The sequence below is a fragment of the Peredibacter starrii genome, assembly GCF_034259205.1.
In the GTDB taxonomy this organism is placed as follows: Bacteria; Bdellovibrionota; Bacteriovoracia; order Bacteriovoracales; family Bacteriovoracaceae; genus Peredibacter; species Peredibacter starrii.
The window spans coordinates 1593245-1607394 of record NZ_CP139487.1 but is presented as its reverse complement, the minus strand read 5'-3'; the positions used below and the strand labels follow the sequence as shown (position 1 = coordinate 1607394).

General features: G+C 42.6%; 18 protein-coding genes. 7 read left to right on the top strand and 11 right to left on the bottom strand.

Annotated features, from left to right (window positions below; translation table 11 throughout):
• The first annotated feature begins 3 nt into the window (after positions 1–3).
• Positions 4–2010 carry an exonuclease domain-containing protein gene (locus tag SOO65_RS08100; protein WP_321399186.1) on the top strand — a complete coding sequence of 669 codons (2007 nt, stop codon included), beginning with the start codon at positions 4–6 and terminating at the stop codon, positions 2008–2010.
• Positions 2011–2090: 80 nt separating this feature from the next.
• A complete protein-coding gene (locus tag SOO65_RS08095) occupies positions 2091–2570 on the top strand; it encodes a hypothetical protein (protein ID WP_321399184.1) in 480 nt (159 codons plus the stop codon).
• A gap of 51 nt (positions 2571–2621) precedes the next feature.
• Here the strand turns inward: SOO65_RS08095 and SOO65_RS08090 are convergent, their stop codons facing one another.
• The 3 genes from SOO65_RS08090 to SOO65_RS08080 form a co-directional block, all read right to left on the bottom strand.
• Positions 2622–3134: a Dps family protein gene (locus tag SOO65_RS08090; protein WP_321399182.1), complete on the bottom strand. Its 513-nt coding sequence runs from the start codon at positions 3132–3134 to the stop codon at positions 2622–2624.
• Positions 3135–3219: 85 nt separating this feature from the next.
• On the bottom strand, positions 3220–3699 hold the full coding sequence (locus SOO65_RS08085) for an SRPBCC family protein (protein WP_321399180.1): 480 nt from the start codon (positions 3697–3699) through the stop codon (positions 3220–3222).
• A gap of 9 nt (positions 3700–3708) precedes the next feature.
• Entirely contained in the window at positions 3709–4671 is a 963-nt protein-coding gene (locus tag SOO65_RS08080; RefSeq protein ID WP_321399178.1) for a GyrI-like domain-containing protein, read from the bottom strand.
• Positions 4672–4754: 83 nt separating this feature from the next.
• On the opposite strand from SOO65_RS08080, the gene SOO65_RS08075 reads away from it, so the two are divergent.
• Positions 4755–5360 carry a TetR/AcrR family transcriptional regulator gene (locus tag SOO65_RS08075; protein ID WP_321399176.1) on the top strand — a complete coding sequence of 202 codons (606 nt, stop codon included), beginning with the start codon at positions 4755–4757 and terminating at the stop codon, positions 5358–5360.
• Here the strand turns inward: SOO65_RS08075 and SOO65_RS08070 are convergent.
• Together SOO65_RS08070 and SOO65_RS08065 are read right to left on the bottom strand one after the other, a co-directional pair.
• On the bottom strand, positions 5325–5924 hold the full coding sequence (locus tag SOO65_RS08070; protein ID WP_321399174.1) for a uracil-DNA glycosylase: 600 nt from the start codon (positions 5922–5924) through the stop codon (positions 5325–5327). The genes SOO65_RS08075 and SOO65_RS08070 overlap by 36 nt on opposite strands.
• Before the next feature lie 34 nt (positions 5925–5958).
• Positions 5959–7512 (bottom strand): phosphoenolpyruvate carboxykinase (ATP), encoded by a 1554-nt coding sequence (locus SOO65_RS08065; RefSeq protein ID WP_321399172.1) that lies wholly within the window; start codon positions 7510–7512, stop codon positions 5959–5961.
• A gap of 160 nt (positions 7513–7672) precedes the next feature.
• Here SOO65_RS08065 and SOO65_RS08060 point away from each other — a divergent pair, with 160 nt between their 5' ends.
• Positions 7673–9286: an FMN-binding glutamate synthase family protein gene (locus SOO65_RS08060; RefSeq protein WP_321399170.1), complete on the top strand. Its 1614-nt coding sequence runs from the start codon at positions 7673–7675 to the stop codon at positions 9284–9286.
• 37 nt (positions 9287–9323) lie between these two features.
• On the opposite strand, the gene SOO65_RS08055 is transcribed toward SOO65_RS08060, so the two are convergent.
• Genes SOO65_RS08055 through SOO65_RS08040 form a run of 4 tightly spaced genes read right to left on the bottom strand, consistent with a single transcriptional unit; the run spans position 9324 to position 12392 of the window.
• Positions 9324–10622: an erythromycin esterase family protein gene (locus SOO65_RS08055; protein ID WP_321399168.1), complete on the bottom strand. Its 1299-nt coding sequence runs from the start codon at positions 10620–10622 to the stop codon at positions 9324–9326.
• 9 nt (positions 10623–10631) lie between these two features.
• The gene (locus SOO65_RS08050; protein WP_321399166.1) at positions 10632–11270 is read right to left on the bottom strand and encodes a phosphoribosyltransferase; all 639 of its coding nucleotides are present in this window, start codon (positions 11268–11270) and stop codon (positions 10632–10634) included.
• Positions 11254–11916 (bottom strand): dienelactone hydrolase family protein, encoded by a 663-nt coding sequence (locus SOO65_RS08045; RefSeq protein ID WP_321399164.1) that lies wholly within the window; start codon positions 11914–11916, stop codon positions 11254–11256. The genes SOO65_RS08050 and SOO65_RS08045 overlap by 17 nt, the downstream gene beginning before the upstream one ends.
• 11 nt (positions 11917–11927) lie before the next feature.
• A complete protein-coding gene (locus SOO65_RS08040) occupies positions 11928–12392 on the bottom strand; it encodes a BON domain-containing protein (protein ID WP_321399162.1) in 465 nt (154 codons plus the stop codon).
• An 86-nt stretch (positions 12393–12478) separates the two neighbouring features.
• Between SOO65_RS08040 and SOO65_RS08035 the strand changes: the two genes are divergently transcribed.
• Both SOO65_RS08035 and SOO65_RS08030 read left to right on the top strand, forming a co-directional pair.
• The gene (locus tag SOO65_RS08035) at positions 12479–12670 is read left to right on the top strand and encodes a hypothetical protein (protein ID WP_321399160.1); all 192 of its coding nucleotides are present in this window, start codon (positions 12479–12481) and stop codon (positions 12668–12670) included.
• A 12-nt stretch (positions 12671–12682) separates the two neighbouring features.
• Positions 12683–13090 carry a CBS domain-containing protein gene (locus SOO65_RS08030; protein ID WP_321399158.1) on the top strand — a complete coding sequence of 136 codons (408 nt, stop codon included), beginning with the start codon at positions 12683–12685 and terminating at the stop codon, positions 13088–13090.
• On the opposite strand, the gene SOO65_RS08025 is transcribed toward SOO65_RS08030, so the two are convergent.
• Positions 13087–13215: a hypothetical protein gene (locus SOO65_RS08025; RefSeq protein ID WP_321399156.1), complete on the bottom strand. Its 129-nt coding sequence runs from the start codon at positions 13213–13215 to the stop codon at positions 13087–13089. The genes SOO65_RS08030 and SOO65_RS08025 overlap by 4 nt on opposite strands.
• Before the next feature lie 78 nt (positions 13216–13293).
• On the opposite strand from SOO65_RS08025, the gene soxR reads away from it, so the two are divergent.
• On the top strand, positions 13294–13749 hold the full coding sequence (gene soxR / locus SOO65_RS08020; protein ID WP_321399154.1) for a redox-sensitive transcriptional activator SoxR: 456 nt from the start codon (positions 13294–13296) through the stop codon (positions 13747–13749).
• On the opposite strand, the gene SOO65_RS08015 is transcribed toward soxR, so the two are convergent.
• A complete protein-coding gene (locus tag SOO65_RS08015; RefSeq protein WP_407677006.1) occupies positions 13741–14112 on the bottom strand; it encodes a tRNA-binding protein in 372 nt (123 codons plus the stop codon). The two genes, soxR and SOO65_RS08015, sit on opposite strands and share 9 nt — an antisense overlap.
• Positions 14113–14150 lie beyond the last annotated feature (38 nt).

The following is a 14150-nucleotide window of genomic DNA, read 5'->3' as shown; positions in this document are numbered from 1 at the left end:
ATAATGTCGGATATCGTTCTCCCACCTAAGTACTACCTCGATCACTTCGAAGAATTTATTCGCGAAGTGAAGAAACACCACTCTCCTTTAATGGAAGAGCGTCATCATTTGTATCTGGCCGATTACGACAAACTGGTGAACGATTCCAAGTGCCTGCTTATTCGCATGATCAATCGTTCAGGAAAGATCTTCGATAAGTCCTCACTTATTTATGAAGAGATTGAAGCTTATAATTGGGAAGAACTCCGAGAACTTAATCTCGTTCGCAGTTTAGAAGAACAAGACCTATTAGATTATCTGAACTGGCTTAAGAAGGATGATTTCAAAAAGATTCTTTTAAACGCCAACATCCCATTTAAGAAATCCGCTTCTCGCGAGGAGCTCCTTACTCTGGCGCTCAATTTGAATTACTCACTAAGCGATTTGGGAGGCCTCGATCACATGGTGGTGCTCAATCGCCATGAAGAAATTGATTATCTTCTCTTTCTGTATTTTGGGAAGCTTCAGAATAAACTGATCCTTCCTACCCTTCGTGATCTTGGGATCAGGCAATCCAATAAGAAAGGAAAGTTTGTCGCCAAATTTCAGAATAAGGAAGAAGCATTCACTCAATACTTCTACGCTCATTTAAAGCAGCAAAAGCGGGTCTTTACTCTGGAAGAAATTGAGACCTGGCCCACGGCCCACTTAGTTGAGACTAAATCATTAAGAGAAGAACTCTTACTAAAGTCGGCCCAGAAAACTGAAGACCCAAATATCGCTCTCTCGATTCTAAAACTTTGCCAGGATTATCCGGCCACCACCCATCGCGCTCGTCTTCTTCATCAACTGGGATTTGTTGATGAATGCCTATTAGAACTTGAGCGTATGATGGACGATCCTAATAATGATGAAGAGCTTCTTTTTGCCGAGGACTTTCTCCAGCGAAAGTACCAGAAGAAGCGCTTGAGCCTTCTCACTGAAACTCTCCGAAACGCCGAGTCTCTTTCTATTGATGAGTCTTTTTATCGCCATCCGGAATTTGGCGTTCTTGCTCATTATGAAAATGGTCATTTTGCCGAAAACTATCTCTGGAACACATTGTTCTGGACCTTCTTTCAGGAACAACTTGAGGACAGCGCTCATTCGGAATTTGATTATGCTCCTCCTGAACTAGTGGAGAAAACTTTCTTTGCTAAGCATGAAGAGACCATCTTTCATAAATTTAAAACGACCTCGAAAGAAGATTTAAAGGCCCTCTTCGCTGAAGACGAAATCCTTTTAGACTTCATCGAGTTCACTGACCTGGATAAGATATTTCAAATGCTCGCCTATATGGCACAGGACTTTTATGGCCGAAGCTCTGGCTTTCCAGACCTCTTTATTATCGAAAACAATGAAGTGAGTTTCATTGAAGTTAAGGCCGAAGGAGATTCTTTAAGGCCTTCTCAGATTAAGCAGATGAGGCAACTTGAGAAAGTGGGCTTTAAGGTTAAAGTCCTTCAGGTGAACTACAAGTTAAATCCTCAGCAGACTTATGTGGTGGTGGATTTAGAGACCACCGGTAGTCTTTCAAGCTGGAACCGGGTAACGGAAATTGGTGCGGTTAAAATCCAAAACGGACAGGTCATCGATACCTTTCAGACCCTCATTAATCCAGAAAGATCTATTCCTCAAAGCATCCAGGAACTCACCGGCATCACCAATGAAATGGTCAAGGACGCTCCGACCTTCTCAGGGATCGTGGAAAAATTTCTCGATTTTATGGATGGAAGTATCTTCGTCGCCCACAATGCGGGCTTTGATTATGGCTTCATTCAAAATGAATTTGCCCGCTTAGAAGAACGTTTTGTGATGCCTTATATCTGCACCAAGGCCTGGATGCGTAAATACTATCCGGGACTTCCCTCTTATGGGCTCAAAAACCTGTGCCAGACCTTCAATATTAGTTTAGAGAGCCATCACCGAGCCCTTTGCGACGCGACCGCCGCCGCTCATCTATTAAATCTCATTAATCAAAAACGTAGCTGAAGTTTTTACACTCCCACTTTTCGTTTGCTACAGATTGTTGCTATAAGTGCGCCATCAAACAACACAGTTCAGGAGACATTATGAAAAAGACTTTGATCGCTGCTCTAGTTCTTGCTACATCAATCGCAAACGCTGCTGAAGTTACAGTTCTTAAAACAACAGTTCCTACAACTGCTCGTGCTTATAACCAAACTGCTTACGCTAAATTCGCAATCGATTTCGATACAAAAGAAACTGCTGCTAAAATTCTTGTTACTGAAGAAATTTTCAATGAGTGGGACGGAACTCCTGGTCACTACCCATTCCCAAATGGTCCATGGTCACCAAATCGTCCAATGCCTTCTACAATGACTGTTTTCAGCGATTCAGTGAAAATCGATAACCTTAACCTAGTTGACGATAAGCTTATTTATCTTGGTGCTGAAGGTGAAGTTGAATGTGGAACTATGGGTGTAACTCGTATTTTCAAGAAGCCAACTCTGCTTCTTAACGGTAACTGTAAACTAGAAGCTAACGTTTCTCGCAAAGGCGAATTAACAGTTACTTTCATTACGAAGTAATTGTATCTACATATAAAAAGTGCGGGCCCAAAACCCGCACTTCTTTTTTCTCTAGCCTTCGGACCCAAGTCTTCTCGTCGATTCAAATAAATACCAGTTTCTTTCTTCCGCTTCATCAATCCAATTCTCTAATAAGCTCGCAGTTGAAAAGTCGCGATACTCATCACAGATATCATGGATCTCTCGCATGTAAGACGCCAGCTGACGGTTATCTTCGGCCAGCTCAGAAAGCATGTCTTGCGGAGTAACGAAATCGGCGTCGTTATCTTTGATTCTTTGTTTCTTGGCGATCTCACCAATTGAACGAAGAGTTCGGCCGCCAACTTTTCGAACTCGTTCAGCAATATCATCAGTCATGGCGAAGATTTCTTCCGATTGGTCGTCCAACATATGGTGAAAGTCACGGAAGTGTGGCCCACTCACGTGCCAATGGAAGTTTTTCGTTTTCATATAAAGAGCAAATACGTCTGACAGCAATCCATTAAGAGATGCGGTGATGTTCTTTCTTGCATCATCACCAAGGTCAGAGGGAGTACGTAGTTCTTTGCGTGAATCGACTGGCATAAAGTCCTCCTGGAACAGTTTTACACTGCAAGGATTATAGCTTTTTCATTCAAGGCCAACTAAGCTCCCGGCGTTGTTTAAAAACTCATTTACTTTGTCGAGCTTTCATTAATTCGACCATTTGGTCAAATGCAATGCCCCAGCCCTGCTCAAATCCCATTTCCTGATGTTGTTTTTTTGTCTCAACACTTCCGTGACGAGCGATGGCGGTGTATTTCGTTTTACCGTTTAGCTCTTCCATCATAATGATGCCAGTGAAGAATGGTTTTGTTGATGGACGATAGTCTGTTGTCAGAGCATCGGTCCAAACAAATCTCTTATTGGGAATCACTTCAAGAATACAGCCAGCACCACTAAACTCTTCGCCTTCAGGACCTTTCATCGTTGTCGCGAACACACCACCTGGACGAAGATCAATCGTACACGCAGTTGTCTTCCAGGGACGAGGACAGAACCATTCTTTAATAAGTTCCGGATTAGTCCAGGCCTCCCAAATAGCAGAAGCTGGAAGATCCGTCATACGTTCAAGAATCAAATCGAGTTCAGGATTAAGATCAAGTTTCATATTTTCTTCCTATTGGATTGGGACAAGAATTTCTGTCACAAGTTTATCTGCTGGAGTCGTCGCTGGATCATTCACATAATTCTCAATGAAGAAAGCATCACGAAGATTCATATGATCACGCTTGATGATTTCGAATACTTTTCCACTGGCCTCGGGAAGATTTTCATATGCACCAATAAGAGTGAACTTAGCATATTTCCCACCTTCAAACTTCACATGGGCCAAACCGGCCGGAACTTGATCTGGTTTCACGGCAACCATAGCACCCGCACGATAAACCATTTTAGGTTCTACTTTATAAAGACTCATGAAGCCCTTCACTGATTTAATGTTCGGAACATTTTTATGAAGTGATTCCCAAGCAGGTTGTGCTGTTTCTTGGAACGGGCCGGTCTTCTCTACGAATACATAATGAGTTTCAGGCCAGGTAACGATCTCTGGTTTTTCGGTAAGATTCATATTTTTACCCTCCACAACACTTTTGAGGTTTGAAATCCCTTTCAAGAATTGATCTCCGATCATCTTTTCGCAGTCCATGAAGACATTCATAAGTTTACCCATGAAGCCGCCATCTCCCGACATGATCCACGTAAAACGTGTTCCATTTTGTTCAGGAGTCAGTTTGTACTGCACCAAATTTTCTGCATGGAATGGTTTTAACATTGTGAGCTTAATATCGACTGATTGATTTGGAACCGTGTTGAGAAGTTCTAGTCTCCCTGATCCAGCATCTTTGTTGCCTTCGAATTCCATTACATTTCCAGTGAAGGTCTTTTTCATGTTGGGATCGACTTGTTCAAATGGCGACCACTCACCACCTAATTTGAAATCACTTAAATAAGGGAAGTTCTTTTCCGGAGTAGCATTGATCACTCCACTTCTCTCATATCGAAACTTCCCTTCACGGGTTGAAACATAACCAGGAAATCCGATTAACACTGCTACAACACCCAATCCAATCTTCATCAGCATGGGACCCCCCTTATTTGATAAATGGAGCTTAACATACTAACTAGTATGTTGCCAAGTAGGGGAAATTTTGCTAGGATTTACCTATGAAAAAGACCAGAGACCTGGAAAGAACCAGGAAAGAAATATTAGATGCCGCCTTTATGGAAGTTTTTAGCCGAGGCTTTCAGGGAGTGAGTATTGATGACATCGTTAAGAAAACGACTCTTACGAAAGGGGCCTTCTATCATATCTTCCCAACTAAATTAGATCTTGGTTACGCCCTGGTTGATGATGTGATTAAACCGATGATCATTGAACGTTGGATTAATCCATTAAACGAATATGAAAATCCTCTCGAAGGAATCTTAAAACAGTTAAAGACTTTGATTGGAAAAGCCCCGGCCGAAGAACTAAAACTCGGGTGTCCCCTTAATAATCTCGTTCAAGAAATGGCCCCAGTGGATGAGGGTTTTCATGAGCGCCTACAGATGGCTTTGAATCTTTGGATCTCAGAAATGGATAAGCAGTTAAAGCGTGCTCAAAAAGAGGGCTTTATCAAAAAAGACGTGAATACCCGCCAGGTCGCCCACTTCGTGGTGATGGCCCATGAGGGATTCTATGGGATGCTCAAAGGGCTCAACGACAAGAGGGCCTTCGATGCGCTCTACGATTCCCTACGTAGTTATTTTCAGGGTATTCAAGAGCAGTAAGGACTTTTTAAGTAGAGTCACTCCAGGCTCCGTTTTGTGCCAAGTGGAGACACCACTTGGATGAGGAAGTGGCACTACAATGACTTTCTCGCCATGATATTCAACTTCAAACTTTTTACCAATGACGTCTGTAAGTTTAGTCGATTTTTTAATTCCCAAGACTTCACTAATCGCGAGCTTTCCAACTGCAATAATGAGTTTTGGTTTTAAGACCTGAACTTCTGCTTCAAGGAACACGCGACAATTCTCAATTTCAACAGGTGTTGGTTCTCGATCTCCACCACTGCTCGCCTTTCCCGGAAAACATCTCGCCACCGCCGCAAAATAAATACGCTCGCGGAGCTCTTCTTCCTCCAACCCTGTCACAGAATTAAGCCAGCCAAAAAGAGTTTTACCTGCAGTATACGCAAAAGGTTTTCCGCGATTCGCTTCGTGCGGACCAGGAGCTTGCCCAATAAGCATGATATCAGTCATGTTCGCTTTCCCATGCACAGGTGTTCCGCACATATTGGGACAGGCGCGACATTTTTGAAGTTTCTGATGAATAGACTTGAGACTTGGCATGATTCATTGAATCCTACCAAATCTCAGTCAAATCTCAAATTTGATATTCGATCGTCGATGTTTCCGGCGAAATCTTCTTGTAGTTATCCGAGAACAATTGTTTCAGATTCTGCGCCATCACATCGTATTTCCTACCATCACTCCACAACGCTCGGGCATTCAGGAATTTACTCTCCACTCCCGGAATTGATTCTGGAATGCTGAGACCAAAAACAGCTTCTCGGGAAAAGCGCGTATTATCCGGAAGACCCTTCTGAATTCCTCGGATGATACTTCTGGTTATAGAAAGATCATAACGAGTGCCTTCGCCATAAGGACCCGCATACCAACCTGTGTTTACTAACCAGACATTCACTTTGTGAGACTCGAGATATTTTTTTAATAACTCGGCATAGTGCTGAGGATGTCTCATCATGAACGGTGCCCCAAAGCAGTGAGAGAATGCGGCCTTGATTCCAGCGAGACCAACTTCTGTCCCCGCGAGTTTCGCCGTATAACCAGAAAGGAAATAGTACATCGCTTGCTCACTATCGAGTTTTGCAATCGCTGGTAAAACTCCCATCGCATCCGCACTTAAAAAGAAAATATTGGAAGGAAAAGGTCCAAGGCCCGTCTCGGAAGCATCACTAATGAAAGTCAAAGGATATGAACCTCGCCCATTTTCAGTGATCGATTTATCATCGAACTTGGGACGTTTGTTTTCATCTAAGACCACATTTTCAAGAATGGCACCGTAACTGTTTACCGCATGATAAACCTGAGGTTCCCCTTTCTCGGTTAAGTTGTAGGTCTTGGCGTAACAACCACCCTCGATATTAAAAATTCCGGCCGGTGAAATTCCATGTTCATCATCACCAATGAGATACTTCCCTTCATCCGTAGAAAGAGTTGTTTTCCCAGTGCCAGAAAGCCCGAAGAAAACCGTGACTTTATTATTTTCATCGATATTTGAACCTGCATGCATCGGAAGTACACCACGGTCAGGAAGAAGAACGTTCATCACCGAGAAGATCGCCTTTTTCACTTCACCGGCGTAGGCCGTCCCTCCAATCAGGATTTCCCCTCGCTCAAAATTAATGGCGATTACAGTTGGACTCCGGAGTCCGAAAGTTTTCGGGTCCAAGACAATATTCGGGTTATGGAAAATGGTAAAAAAGCCCATTTCCGGATTTTTGATGGAGTCCCGAAACATGTGGCGGGCAAACAGTGCGTGGGTCGCATGTGTAGTCATTAATCTCACACCCAATGAATAGTTTTCATCGGCCCCCACCGAGCGCTCCATCATGTACAGAGAGCGGGGTTCTCGGTTGAAATCTCTAATAAATTCGGTTTTTAGCTTTTCGAAAGCGTCCGGCTTCATGGCCTTGACCCCTTCCCAATGAATTCGAGAATCGGAGTAGTTATCCCTTACCACATACTTGTCATCCGCGGCCCGGCCTGTAAAACTGCCGGTTTGGACCACTAAGGCCCCATCCGCACTCAGGATTCCCTCCTTGTTTTTTAAGGCCTCCTTAACCAGAGCATCCATATCTAGGTTTTGGATGCAATTCACTTTGTCCGAAACACATTCATTCCACCAAGAGATCATAATTCACCTCTCTGTTTATCTATGTGAATTATCAAGGTAATTAAAAACTAGTCATGACCCATTAATCAAAAATAGTTGAGCTTTAATATATTCAAATTTTTCTTACTTCACGCTCTGAAACATAATGACTAGAATAGGGGCCTAATAACAAGGATCTGATATGCGTAGTTTATTTTGGTATGCCTCGGCGATGGCATTAGTGTTTCACGCCATTACATTCTTCATTTCTCCATACCTGTTACTACTCTGCCTGTTAACACTCCCGCTCTTCGTGATCGGGATCATTGATATGAAGCAGACAAAGCACTCAATCCGTAGAAACTTTCCGGTTATTGGTCACATGCGCTACTTGCTCGAGATGATCCGTCCGGAAATCAATCAGTACTTCATCGAATCAAATACTGACGGAACTCCGTTCTCACGCGAAGAGCGTTCGGTGGTTTACCAGCGTTCTAAAAAAGTAACGGATACAATTCCTTTCGGAACTCAAAGAAACGTTTATGAAGAAGGTTACGAATACGTACCTCATTCAATGTCACCAGTTCATGTAGATCCAAAGAGTCTGCGTGTTTCAATTGGCGGTAAGGAATGTAAAAAACCTTATCTCGCTTCGATCTTCAATATTTCGGCCATGAGTTACGGGTCACTAAGTAAGAACTCAGTTCTTGCTCTTAACGGTGGTGCCAAAGATGGTGCTTTCGCTCATAACACTGGTGAAGGTGGTATCTCTCCTTATCACTTAGAAAATGGCGGAGACCTTATCTGGCAAATCGGTACAGGATATTTTGGTTGTCGTGATGACCAAGGGAATTTCAATCCTGCGCTTTTTGCAGAAAGAGCTTCAGATGATCGCGTGAAAATGATTGAGATCAAACTCTCTCAAGGTGCTAAGCCTGGTCACGGTGGTATTCTTCCGAAAGAAAAACTTACCGAAGAAATTTCAAAGATTCGTAGTGTACCAATGGGGAAAGACGTTATCTCTCCTCCGGGTCACTCGGCCTTCAATACACCAAAAGAACTTTGTCTTTTTATCAAGAAGCTTCGTGATTTCTCTGGTGGAAAACCAATTGGTATTAAACTAAGTATTGGTCGCGAATGTGAGTTCTTCGCTTTCTGTAAGGCGATGCTTGAAACAGGTATTACTCCTGATTACATCTCAATCGATGGTTCAGAAGGTGGTACTGGTGCTGCTCCGTTAGAGTTCTCTAACTCAGTTGGTATGCCAGGACAGGACGCGATTCTTTTCGTGGTAAATACTCTTCGTGGTCTTAACCTTAAAAAAGACATCAAGGTACTTGCTTCAGGTAAGCTAACTTCAGCGTTTGGCATTATTCGCCTTCTCTCTATGGGTGTAGACGTTTGTTATGCTGCTCGTCCGTTCATGCTTTCTCTAGGCTGTATTCAGGCCCTTCGCTGTAATACCAACGATTGTCCGACAGGTGTTGCGACTCAAGATCCTCACCTCGTTGGTGGTCTGGTTGTGACTAATAAGAGAAAACGTGTGAAGAACTTCCACGAACAAACAATTAAAGGTGTGGCCGAAATTCTAGGCGCCATGGGTGTTTCAGATCACCACGATCTAACTCCTCATCACCTACGTCGTCGTGTTTCTCAACTGGATGTACGTCCACTTTCAGACATGATTCCATGGGTAGAAGAAGGTTCTTACTTAAAAGGTGAGATTCCCGCTAACTGGAAATATGCTTTTGAGGCAGCAAGCTCTGAGAGCTTCCGCTTGGATAAAGCGAAAACCCTTTCTCTTCAATTATCTTAGACTTCATTAGGGCAACTCTAAAAGGTTGCCCTATTCATTAAATACGACTGCCATAAGGATAAGTTTCAGGCATTTTGTCCGGTTGAAATTTTACTTCCAATGGAGTTAGGGCCTCGGATCTGTTAATAAAAAATAAAGCATCGTACCTTTTCCCGGGAATTGTCGGTACATAATTCCCTCTTCTTTCCCTTTCTGGATCATAAACCACTCCAATGGCACGGTGAGAAGTCAGATTATAAAATTCGGAATTAATATTAAGATCAGAGAAGTCGAGATAAAAATTCTCATTTTCCATCAGGCCAACACAACTATGAAGATAACTCTCTAAACTTTCGGCCTTTGCGCTGGGAACATTCATCACTTCTGTGGGGCCGTCCCAAGCGTGAGAAGCAATGACCTCACCTTGGTAGGTGGTAAATCCAACCAGTGCAACTTTATCTCCCCCATACTCTTGTCGAGCAAGACCTCCAATATTTATCTGTCCATAATTCACCATGTCTGTCGCCCGATAATCTCCTATATGAGTATTATGCGCCCATACAATCGCTTTAGACTGAGCTCCATAATAATTTAACAACATGCTTAAGGTCTCCATCATATGACGATCTCTGACGTTCCAGGAGTCTTCTTCCATGGACATCATGACATGGTAGTAGTGTTCTCCATTTTGTATAATGCGTGCATTTTGGACTGCATTCATTACTTTACTACCATCAGATAATTTTTTTTCTAATATCTTTTGAAGGGCCGTCGCGACCTCTTGTTTACAACCAGGGTTGTGATGAACTAATGATCTGGCATAGGCCTTTTCATCATGTCTGTATGGATCAAAACAAGTATAGTAAGCCTTGATTTCTTCTCCAAATTTAGGATCGAGGGTCCTAAGAATAGATAAAACCTCATCAAGAGATTCATAAAGGGAATAAACATCCAACCCATGAAACCCCACTGAGAATTCGGAATGCTCGTTCCAATCTCTAAGATCGTCCATTAAGTTAAGTATCTCAGTATTGGCCCACATCCAGGTCGGCCAACGAGAGAAGGAATTAATGGTGGTCATAGTATCTGTCTTTGAACCTTCCTGGATAAATTTATTGATTCTTTCGCAAGCGGGCCAATCCCCCTCCACCGCGATAAAATTAAATCCAAACTTGGTAATTAGTTCATGAGAAATTATTCTTCTCCATCTATAAAAGTCTTCAGTCCCATGACTTGATTCTCCAAGCATGACAATTTTCTTATCTTTGATTTTTTCAATCAATGGACCCAAGTCATCTATATTGTTAACAGGGTTACCGATCGCGAGTACCTCGTCCTGAAATTGATTGATATCCATAATGACCTCTCAATGAAATCGTTTAAGAATTTGAATGACTTCTTCGTCTTTGGTTTGATCAAACCTGTCATACCAGAGTCCCACGGCCCTGAGATTGTCTAGTGAATGCAAACAGATGATCTCATCGTAGTTCTCCAGGACGTCTCTGGAAACTTGAGATGGCCCAACGGGGACGGCAAGGATGAGTTCCTCTGGTTTTTGATTGCGTAGATATTTACCGGCCGCGGCCGCTGTTACACCAGTGGCCAAACCATCATCCACTACAATGACGGTTCTATCAGTCAGGTCAGGTAGATCATTTCCGTCTCTATAGAGTTCAATTCGCCGATGGAGTTCTTCAATTTCTTCATCAACTACTCTTTGGATCTCAGGATGATCAGGCCTGAAGTATGCAGAAGTTTCTTTATTAAAAAGCGGGATTTCATCTTCAGATAATGCTCCAATGCCAAATTCCAGATGTCCCGGGGCCCCGATTTTTCTGGCAATAACAACATCAAATGGTGCGTGAAGTTCTTCGGCCACTTCTGCTCCAACCACTACACCGCCACGGGGTAGTGCGAGCACTATGGGGTTCTTAAAATGAAATTGTCGCAAATACTTATAAAGTTTATGTCCGGCATCTTTTCTGTCTTTAAATAAAAAGTCCATCACTGCTCCTTGCTGGTAACTTCGTTTCCAGCCATTCACCTATGACTTTAACGACTTCATCAAGAGTACCTGGCTCTTCAAACAAGTGAGTCGCTCCTGGAATAAGTACAAGCTTGGCATCAGCAAGATTATTCATCGCCAATTGGTTCAAATCAATCACCTGATGGTCCTTATCACCCACGATCAATAGAACTGGTACTTTTACATTTTTAAGATCATTGATACCTGCGAGGTCGGGACGACCACCTCGACTTATTACGGTGAATAAAGGGACAAAAGGAGAATGATGTGCGGCCGCAGTCAACGCGGCCCCTGCGCCTGTGCTTGCTCCAAAATAGGCCAAGGGCTGACCTCTGTAGTATTCACTCTTCATCAACCAATTAGTCGCAATTAAAAGTCTCTCGGCCAGCAAGGAAATATCAAATCTATTTTTATAATTTAGATCCTCATCCTCGGTCAAAAGATCAAATAATATGGTAGCAAAACCCATTTCATTCAACCGGTCCGCCACCCAATTATTTCGAGAGCTAAGTCTAGAACTCCCGCTCCCATGCGCGAAGATGATCCAGCATCTGGAATCATCATCGAAATTAATATGCCCACGAAGGCCAATATCATTGTATTGAATAACGATTTCTTTTTTCATAGGAACCACCTTTAAAAGGTCAGTTCATTGCGGACATCAATGACTCCTGCAATGTTCTCAATCACTTCTTCAGTTAGTCGTTTAATAGGACGGCTTTCTACTTTCCCTCTTAAGAAGACCAAGCCATCAGTGACTTCTATTTCGATTTCAGAGGCATTAATCTCTCGACTTAAATAAAGCGCTTCATTGACCTCATCGCGGATACGGTCATCAGATCTTTTGTAGCCCTTGGGTCCTTTTCCGAAATAGTCTTCTTGAAGGCGCAGAGCTGGCCTTCTTTGATGGACCATTCCCGCTTTATCAACTTCTCGTTCTAACGCTTCATCAACAAAGACCCTTCCATTTCGGCCGGCTCCCAGGCGATCGAGATCTCTGCGATACAAACTATAATCATCATTCGGAGCATATCTTCCACTTGTTCCTAGATTTCTCTCAATATTTAATCGAGTGGAATTATCACGATGTTTTCCAGGCATAAAGAACCTCCTGTTCATTCTTTAAGTCATTCTATCGACAACTTTCCTTCACAGTCATGCTCGAAGAAAAAACGTAAATTACTTTCATGGCACTCCTATTGCATCCTTCATTCTGGGCCAATAAAACAAGGATGGTTTTTATGGATAATGCTAAAGATCAAAAAACTAAACCAACAAACGATAGTAATAAATCAGTGGGAACAGGTAGTGGCCAATCAGGAGGAGCTGGAGGTGTAAAACGATCTTCAGGACCTCAGGACACTCCAGATACAAAATAAATAGGAGGTTTTATGTTGGTATCAGAAGTTATGCATGAGGGAGTTACTGTTGCACAAGTAACTGACTCAATTAAGACTGTCGCTCAACTGATGAGGGACAATGATATTGGTGCAGTACCAATCTATGACAATGAAAAACCGGCGGGCTTTGTTACAGACAGAGACATTGTCATTTCGTGTGTCGCTGATGGGGCCTCGCTAGACGGCGCCATTTCTGAGGCCATGTCTCCAGAATTTATTGCCATTGCAAAAGATAAAGATGTTACAGAAGCGGCAAGAATTATGGAGGACAAGCAAATTTCAAGACTTTTAGTCGTTGATGGTAATAAGCCTGTTGGCATTGTCTCGTTACAAGACCTTGCTCAAGGTACGGAGAACCCCGAATTGAAATCAGAAGTTCTTCAAGAAATTAAACACTAAGTTTCATCAGGCTCCGGCAAAACAGTCGGGGCCTCTCTATCGTTGATGTCTTTTCCTTCCTCATCATCCTTAATCAATAAAGAACCTATGAGAGTTGAAAGTAGACTCAGTTGATGATTATTCATATTTAGGAACTTCCTTATTTGATTTATACTGTGTGCAGATTATAGAACCTTAAGTTAACTTGAGGTCAAAGGATATTTATGGCCAAATTTGATCAGGAAATTCTCAAAGCTGAGCTAAGTGTTGGAGAAGTCGCAGAACGCTCAGGCGTCGCTGTATCCGCCATACACTTTTATGAAGAAAAAGGTCTTATCAGTAGCCGTAGAAACAAAGGAAATCAACGTCGCTTTAAACGAGATGTTTTAAGGATCATCTCTCTCATCAAAGTTGCACAAGGGTTGGGCATTCCTCTTGAGGCCATCAAAAATGCTTTGGATACAATGCCAAAGAATCGTCAGCCCACTGGTGAGGATTGGCAGAAGCTTTCAAAAAAGTGGAAAGAAGATCTCAATGAAAGAATTGCGAAAATGACTCTAATGAGAGATCAACTCAATCATTGCATCGGATGTGGATGCCTTTCACTTAAAGAGTGCCCTCTAAGAAATCCGCTCGATAAACTTTCCAAGAAAGGTACAGGTGCCGTTTTATTAGAATAAGCGGGCGCCGTTGGGAACAGCTTTATCTGGTGAGAACAAGATCACTTCCCCATTCTCATTTGGAAAACCTAAAGTTAAGACCTCTGACATAAACTTTCCAATTTGCCTTGGTGGAAAATTCACAACGGCCGCTATTTGTCTTCCTACCAATTCATCCAAAGAATACTGAGTTGTGATTTGAGCACTGGATTTCTTCTTACCAATAGTTCCACCAAAATCAATCAGGAGTTGATAGGCCGGTTTCCTGGCCTCAGGAAATGGATTGGCAGAAATGATGGTTCCGATCCTAATATCAACCTTTAAGAAGTCCTCGAAAGTGATATTGGGAGAAGCAGGTGCAGTAGAATCATGTGTTACGTGCATAGCGTATTCCTTCTTAGTTTCAGCATAACATAAAGTTT